This is a genomic window from Streptomyces sp. NPDC055140, assembly GCF_053607285.1.
This window is the reverse complement of sequence record NZ_JBSGTG010000007.1, coordinates 1-7,183: the sequence shown is the minus strand read 5'-3', so window position 1 is coordinate 7,183 and position 7,183 is coordinate 1. Positions and strand designations below refer to the sequence as shown.

Here is a 7,183-nt window from a genome sequence, read left to right as displayed (position 1 = left end):
CGGGGGTCGACCCCCGTACCCCCGGCCGGAACCCCGCGGGGGTGTGCGATGAGTCTGTTCCGTGACGACGGCATCGTGCTGCGCACCCAGAAGCTGGGCGAAGCGGACCGCATCATCACGCTGCTCACCCGCAATCACGGGCGCGTGCGCGCCGTGGCGCGCGGTGTGCGGCGCACCAAGTCCAAGTTCGGCGCCCGGCTCGAACCGTTCTCCCACGTCGACGTGCAGTTCTTCGCGCGGGGCAGCGAGCTGATCGGGCGCGGGCTGCCCCTGTGCACCCAGAGCGAGACCATCGCCCCCTACGGCGGCGGCATCGTCAGCGACTACGCCCGCTACACCGCCGGCACCGCCATGCTGGAGACCGCCGAGCGCTTCACCGACCACGAGGGTGAGCCGGCCGTCCAGCAGTACCTGCTCCTGGTGGGCGGACTGCGGACCCTCTCCAGAGGCGAGCACGAACCCCACCTCGTCCTCGACGCCTTCCTGCTGCGCTCCCTCGCCGTGAACGGTTACGCCCCGAGTTTCGGCGACTGCGCCAAGTGCGGACTCCCGGGCCCCAACCGCTTCTTCTCCGTCGGCGCGGGCGGCTCGGTTTGCGTCGACTGCCGGGTACCGGGCAGCGTCGTACCCTCACCGCAGGCCCTCGTCCTCCTCGGTGCGCTGCTGACCGGCGACTGGGAGACGGCGGACGCGTGCGAGGCACGCTTCGTGAGAGAGGGCAGTGGACTGGTGTCGGCGTATCTGCACTGGCACCTGGAGCGCGGACTGCGCTCCCTGCGTTACGTAGAGAAAAGCTAGAACTGAGCTAGGGGAGAGCCCACATGGCACGTCGCGGAATCCTCGGACGGTCCCGCCGTGAGTACAAGACGCCCGAACCGCACCCGACGGGCGCGCGGCCGCCGAAGATCCCCGGCGAGCTGGTGCCGGAGCACGTCGCCATCGTGATGGACGGCAACGGCCGGTGGGCGAAGGAGCGCGGGCTGCCGCGCACAGAGGGCCACAAGGTCGGCGCCGAGCGGGTCATGGACGTCCTCCAGGGCGCGATCGAGATGGGCGTCGGAGCGATCTCGCTCTACGCCTTCTCCACGGAGAACTGGAAGCGCTCACCCGACGAGGTCCGCTTCCTCATGAACTTCAACCGCGACTTCATCCGCAAGACCCGCGACCAGCTCGACGAGCTGGGCGTACGGGTGCGCTGGGTGGGCCGCATGCCCAAGCTGTGGAAGTCGGTCGCCCAGGAGCTGGAGATCTCCCAGGAGCAGACCAAGGGCAACGACAAGCTGACCCTCTACTTCTGCATGAACTACGGCGGCCGCGCCGAGATCGCCGACGCCGCGCAGGCCATCGCCGAGGACGTGAAGGCGGGCCGCCTCGACCCGTCGAAGGTCAGCGAGAAGACCTTCGCGAAGTACCTCTACTACCCGGACATGCCGGACGTCGACCTGTTCCTGCGCCCCAGCGGCGAGCAGCGCACCTCCAACTACCTGCTGTGGCAGAGCGCTTACGCCGAAATGGTCTTCCAGGACGTCCTGTGGCCCGACTTCGACCGCCGTGACCTGTGGCGCGCCTGCCTCGAGTACGCCTCCCGGGACCGCCGCTTCGGCGGAGCCGTCCCGAACGAGGAAGAGATCGCCAACAGCTGATCAGACGGCTGTGGGGGGTACTCGGAAGTACCCCCCCACAGCACACGCGAGAAACGGCGCTCAGCTCTCCGCGGCGGCGCCCGCGCACTCCGCGCACGTACCGAAGATCTCCACCGTGTGCGCCACGTTCACATACCCGTGCTCCGCGGCGATCGTCTCGGCCCACTTCTCCACGGCCGGCCCCTCGACCTCGACCGCCTTGCCGCACACCCGGCACACCAGGTGATGGTGGTGCTCGCCGCTGGAGCAGCGCCGGTAGACGGCCTCGCCGTCCGACGTGCGCAGAACATCGACCTCGCCCGCGTCGGCCAGGGACTGCAGGGTGCGGTAGACGGTCGTCAGACCCACCGAGTCACCCTTGTGCTTGAGGACGTCGTGGAGCTCCTGGGCACTGCGGAACTCGTCCACCTCGTCGAGCGCCGCCGCCACGGCCGCACGCTGGCGGGTCGACCTGCCTCGAACCGGGGCTCCCACTGTTGCCTCCTCGGATTTACTGCTGGCGGCCCATTGTGCCAGGCCGCACGGTGCGCGGGTCAGACCTCGGCCTTGGCCTGACCGGGGATCCGGCCTGGAATCGCGCACTCCGCCGGGTCACCGGCCGCGCTCGCCGCCGCCCGCGCCCTGCGCCTGGCCAGCGGAGTGGCGATCAGGCTGAAGACGATGAACGCCGCGATGGTCAACAGCACGATCGTCGCGCCGGGCGGGATCTCGACGTAGTAATTGGTGATCGTGCCGCCCAGCGTCGTGGTGACGCCGATGGCCACGGCGATCGCGAACGTCGCCGCGAAGCTCCGCGTGAGCTGCTGCGCGGCCGCCACCGGGACCACCATCAGCGCGGACACCAGGAGCAGACCCACGACGCGCATCGCGACGGTGACGGTCGCCGCCGCGGTCACCGCGACGAGCAGGTTCAGGACGCGCACCGGCAGGCCGGTGACCCGGGCGAACTCCTCGTCCTGGCTGACCGCGAACAGCTGCCGGCGCAGACCGATCGTGACCACGGCGACGAATCCGGCGAGGACGCAGATCGACACGAGATCGCTCTGCGAGACCGTCGACAGCGAGCCGAAGAGATAACTCTGCAGGTTGGCCGTGGAACCGCCGGGGGCGAGGTTGATCAGCATCACGCCGCCCGCCATACCCCCGTAGAAGAGCATCGCGAGCGCGATGTCACCGCGCGTCTTCCCGTACCAGCGGATCAGTTCCATGATCACCACGCCGACCACGGAGACGGCCATAGCCATCCACACGGGCGACGTGGAGAGCAGGAAGCCGAGGCCGACGCCCGTCATCGCGACATGGCCGATGCCGTCGCCCATCAGGGCCTGCCGGCGCTGGACGAGATAGATGCCGATCGCGGGGGCCGTGATGCCCACCAGGACCGCGGCGAGCAGGGCCCGCTGCATGAAGGCGGAGTCGAGGAATTCCATGTCAGCTCAGCAGTCCTGTGCGTACGGGGGTGGGGTCCGAGGTGTGCGGGTGGACGTGGTCGTGACCCGGCAGCGCGTGCTGGCCGACCGCCTCCGGCGGCGGCCCGTCGTGCAGGACGCAGCCGTCGCGCAGCACGACCGCACGGTCGATCAACGGCTCCAGCGGGCCCAGCTCATGCAGGACGAGCAGCACGGACGCGCCGGTCTCGACCTGTGCCCGCAGCGTCTTCGCGAGGATCTCCTGGCTCGCCAGGTCGACGCCCGCCATCGGCTCGTCCATGATCAGCAGCTCGGGCTCGGAGGCCAGGGCGCGTGCGATGAGAACGCGCTGGTGCTGGCCGCCGGAGAGCGCGTCCACCGAGTCCTTGGCACGGTCGGCCATCCCGACCAGGTCCAGCGCCCGGCGCACCGCCTCACGGTCCGCCTTGCGCAGCAGACCGAAGCGCGCCCGCGCCAGCCGCCCCGAGGACACGACCTCGGTGACCGTGGCCGGCACCCCGCCCGCGGCCGTCGTCCGCTGCGGCACGTAACCGACCCGCGCCCAGTCCCGGAACCGCCGACGCGGCGTACCGAAGATCTCGACCTCGCCGCTGCTTACGGGCACCTGGCCGATCACGGTGCGCACGGCCGTCGACTTGCCCGAACCGTTGGCGCCGAGCAGGGCCACGACCTCACCGCGGCGCACGGTCAGGTCGATGCCGCGCAGCACGGGACGCGAGCCGAGCTCGGCCGTCACGCTGCGCAGGGCTATGACGGGCTCGCCGGCCTTCACCGATGCGTCCATGCCGCTGTCCTCCGTGGTCACTTGGCGCCGAGCGCCGTCTGCAGGGCCCTCAGGTTCGACTCCATGACCTGGATGTAGTCGTCACCCTTGGACTTGTCGGTGATGCCCTCGAGCGGGTCGAGCACATCGGTCTTGAGGCCCGCGTCGCCCGCGACGGTCTTCGCCGTCCTGTCGCTGACGAGGGTCTCGTAGAAGACCGTGGTCGCCCCGTCGGCCTTCGCCATGTTCTGGAGGTCCTTCACACGCGCCGCGCTGGGCTCGCTCTCCGGATCGAGGCCGCTGATGGCCTCCTCGGTGAGCCCGTACCGCTCTGCGAGATAGCCGAAGGCCGCGTGGGTCGTGATGAACACCTTCGAATCGGTGTTCTTCAGCCCGTCCTCGAACCGCGTGTTCAGCCCGTCGAGCTTGCCGACCAGCGCCGCGGTGTTCTTCTTGTACGCCGTCGCGTGATCCGGGTCGGCCTTCTCGAAGGCCTTGCCCACACCCTCGGCGACCTCGGCGTACTTCACCGGGTCCAGCCAGATGTGCGGGTCCCGGCCGCCCTCGCCGCCGTGCTCGTGGTCGTGCTCCTCGGCGTGCCCGCCGACCTCGGTGCCGTGCTTCTCCAGATGCGTCAGGGAGGCGGCATCGACCTTGGTCTTGATCCCGGACTGCTGTATCGCGTCGTCCACGGCCGGCTGGAGGCCCTTGAGATAGAGGGCGACACCCGCGTCCTGGAGCTGCGCGGTCTGCTTCGCGCTGATCTCCAGGTCGTGCGGCTCCTGGCCGGGCTTGGTCAGATTGGTGACGGCGACGTGGTCCCCGCCGATCTGCTCCGCGAGGTACTGCATCGGATAGAACGACGCCACCACCGCGAGCTTGCCGTCGCTGTTCCTGCCGTCACCCGAGGAGGCGGAGCAGGCCGACAGGGCCGTGATGCCGAGCACGGTGACGGAGGCGACGGCGGCGGTGGGTATGAGGCGTCGTACGTTCATGACACTCATTTTCAACAAATCTGGAAACGATTGTCAACAAGCCGTCGCCGCGATCACACCGAAACGGGCATCCCACCCCAGCCCGGGCTCCGGCCCCCCAACCGATTTGATCCGGAGCCCCACGCCGCCGGTAACCTGAAGCATTCGCATTCGCTCTGAAGCAGCAGCTTCGTCGTCGTCGTAATGAAGAGAGCACCGTGGCCGCCGACAAGATCGACACCATCGTCAGCCTCAGCAAGCGCCGTGGCTTCGTCTACCCGTGCAGCGAGATCTACGGCGGCCAGCGTGCCGCCTGGGACTACGGGCCGCTGGGCGTCGAACTGAAGGAAAACCTCAAGCGCCAGTGGTGGCGCTACATGGTCACCTCGCGCGAGGACGTCGTCGGTATCGACTCGTCCGTGATCCTGGCGACCGAGGTCTGGCAGGCCTCCGGCCACGTCGCCACGTTCACCGACCCGCTCACCGAGTGCACCTCCTGCCACAAGCGGTACCGCGCGGACCACCTGGAGGAGGCGTACGAGGCCAAGCACGGCAAGCTGCCGGAGAACGGCCTCACCGACCTCAACTGCCCCAACTGCGGCAACAAGGGCACCTTCACCGAGCCCAAGCAGTTCTCGGGTCTGCTCTCCACGCACCTCGGCCCCACGCAGGACAGCGGCTCCATCGCCTACCTGCGCCCCGAGACCGCCCAGGGCATCTTCACCAACTTCGCCAGCGTCCAGCAGACCTCGCGCCGCAAGCCGCCGTTCGGCATCGCCCAGATGGGCAAGAGCTTCCGCAACGAGATCACGCCCGGCAACTTCATCTTCCGCACCCGCGAGTTCGAACAGATGGAGATGGAATTCTTCGTCAAGCCGGGCGAGGACGAGCAGTGGCAGGAGTACTGGATGGAGCAGCGCTGGAACTGGTACACCGGCCTCGGCATGCGCGAGGAGAACATGCGCTGGTTCGAGCACCCGGCGGAGAAGCTCTCCCACTACTCCAAGCGCACCGCTGACATCGAGTACCGCTTCCGCTTCGGCGGAAACGAGTGGGGCGAGCTCGAGGGCGTCGCCAACCGCACGGACTACGACCTCTCCGCGCACTCCAAGGCCTCGGGCCAGGACCTCTCCTACTTCGACCAGGAAGCCGGCGAGCGCTACACCCCGTACGTCATCGAGCCCGCCGCCGGTGTCGGCCGCTCCATGCTCGCCTTCATGCTCGACGCCTACGTCGAGGACGAGGCGCCCAACGCCAAGGGCAAGATGGAGAAGCGCACCGTCATGCGCTTCGACCACCGCCTCGCCCCGGTCAAGGTCGCGGTCCTGCCCCTGTCCCGCAACCCGGAGCTGTCCCCGAAGGCCAAGGGACTCGCCACCGCGCTGCGCCAGAACTGGAACATCGACTTCGACGACGCGGGCGCCATCGGCCGCCGCTACCGCCGCCAGGACGAGATCGGCACGCCGTACTGCGTCACCGTCGACTTCGACACCCTCGACGACAACGCCGTCACGGTTCGCGAGCGCGACACCATGAAGCAGGAGCGTGTCTCCCTCGACCAGATCGAGGGCTACCTGGCGACGCGCCTCGTCGGCTGCTGATCACCCCTCGGGGAACCGGGCACCACAGAAGCGGTCCAGGAGCGTGCACATCGCGCTCCTGGACCGCTTCCGTCGTCCCCGGGTGGCCGGGGGCGCCGGCGAGACGCACAACGCACCACAGAAACCCCCCTGTTGATATTGCTCTTGCTGCACACTCCTTGCGGAACACGCGCCCACAGGGGACGCGGAGGAGGCGTCATGCTGCCGAACACCACCACGAGCAAGGTCAGCCGCTGGGACCAGCACGGCCGGGAGCACACGGTGCGGGTACAGCGCTCGGGCCCGCGCCGCACCATCAGATGCGACACCTGCGGCTGGCGAAAACCCGCCCAGTTCCTGCCTTGGCTCAAGGCAGAGGAGCACCTCGCCCAGGAGCACCAGGCGACGGTGGACCCGTCGGCCCAGGGGCCCCAGTAGGGCCGAATTGACACGGGGCCCGGAGATCTCTAGAGTCCTCCGAGTTGTCACCCGGCCAGTCGGCCCCGCGACAGCACCTCCGCCGCTCAAGCGGCACCCAAACAAGCAGCACGATCTCCCACCGGGAGTGAATTCGGCACGCCCGAATTCAATTCGCGGTGGACTCGATGGCCCGATTAGGCGCCGCCGGGGGAATCCGCTAAAGTTTGGAACGTCGGAACGGCCCAACAGCCGCGAAGACAAGCCCCACTGACTGGGAATCAGGCCCGAAAGGATCTGATAGAGTCGGAACCGCCGGAAAGGGAAACGCGAAAAGCCGAAAGGCCGGAGCGGAAACCTGAAAGGCACCGAGGAA

General features: G+C 68.5%; 8 protein-coding genes. 4 read left to right on the top strand and 4 right to left on the bottom strand.

Annotated features, from left to right (window positions below):
• Positions 1-48 precede the first annotated feature (48 nt).
• On the top strand, positions 49-798 hold the full coding sequence (gene recO / locus ACWFR4_RS15545) for a DNA repair protein RecO (protein ID WP_116513067.1): 750 nt from the start codon (positions 49-51) through the stop codon (positions 796-798).
• Positions 799-821: 23 nt separating this feature from the next.
• Entirely contained in the window at positions 822-1,643 is an 822-nt protein-coding gene (locus ACWFR4_RS15540; protein ID WP_453465481.1) for an isoprenyl transferase, read from the top strand.
• 60 nt (positions 1,644-1,703) lie between these two features.
• Here the strand turns inward: ACWFR4_RS15540 and ACWFR4_RS15535 are convergent, their stop codons facing one another.
• From ACWFR4_RS15535 to ACWFR4_RS15520, 4 genes are read right to left on the bottom strand one after another with little or no spacing between them, the layout of a single operon-like run.
• On the bottom strand, positions 1,704-2,117 hold the full coding sequence (locus tag ACWFR4_RS15535; RefSeq protein ID WP_266670367.1) for a Fur family transcriptional regulator: 414 nt from the start codon (positions 2,115-2,117) through the stop codon (positions 1,704-1,706).
• Positions 2,118-2,176: 59 nt separating this feature from the next.
• A complete protein-coding gene (locus tag ACWFR4_RS15530) occupies positions 2,177-3,073 on the bottom strand; it encodes a metal ABC transporter permease (protein WP_266564433.1) in 897 nt (298 codons plus the stop codon).
• A 1-nt stretch (position 3,074) separates the two neighbouring features.
• On the bottom strand, positions 3,075-3,857 hold the full coding sequence (locus tag ACWFR4_RS15525) for a metal ABC transporter ATP-binding protein (protein ID WP_453652860.1): 783 nt from the start codon (positions 3,855-3,857) through the stop codon (positions 3,075-3,077).
• Between the two features lie 17 nt (positions 3,858-3,874).
• Positions 3,875-4,831: a metal ABC transporter substrate-binding protein gene (locus ACWFR4_RS15520; protein WP_453465477.1), complete on the bottom strand. Its 957-nt coding sequence runs from the start codon at positions 4,829-4,831 to the stop codon at positions 3,875-3,877.
• 197 nt (positions 4,832-5,028) lie between these two features.
• Here ACWFR4_RS15520 and ACWFR4_RS15515 point away from each other — a divergent pair, with 197 nt between their 5' ends.
• Positions 5,029-6,411, top strand: a complete 1,383-nt coding sequence (locus ACWFR4_RS15515) for a glycine--tRNA ligase (protein ID WP_382473626.1) — start codon at positions 5,029-5,031, stop codon at positions 6,409-6,411.
• 198 nt (positions 6,412-6,609) lie between these two features.
• Entirely contained in the window at positions 6,610-6,828 is a 219-nt protein-coding gene (locus ACWFR4_RS15510; protein ID WP_100594289.1) for a hypothetical protein, read from the top strand.
• Positions 6,829-7,183 lie beyond the last annotated feature (355 nt).

Coding starts and splice junctions, on each gene's coding strand:
- ACWFR4_RS15525 (WP_453652860.1), bottom strand. CDS start 3,857: ATGGACGCATCGGTGAAGGCCGGCGAGCCCGTCATAGCCCTGCGCAGC.
- recO (WP_116513067.1), top strand. CDS start 49: ATGAGTCTGTTCCGTGACGACGGCATCGTGCTGCGCACCCAGAAGCTG.
- ACWFR4_RS15540 (WP_453465481.1), top strand. CDS start 822: ATGGCACGTCGCGGAATCCTCGGACGGTCCCGCCGTGAGTACAAGACG.
- ACWFR4_RS15510 (WP_100594289.1), top strand. CDS start 6,610: ATGCTGCCGAACACCACCACGAGCAAGGTCAGCCGCTGGGACCAGCAC.
- ACWFR4_RS15530 (WP_266564433.1), bottom strand. CDS start 3,073: ATGGAATTCCTCGACTCCGCCTTCATGCAGCGGGCCCTGCTCGCCGCG.
- ACWFR4_RS15520 (WP_453465477.1), bottom strand. CDS start 4,831: ATGAACGTACGACGCCTCATACCCACCGCCGCCGTCGCCTCCGTCACC.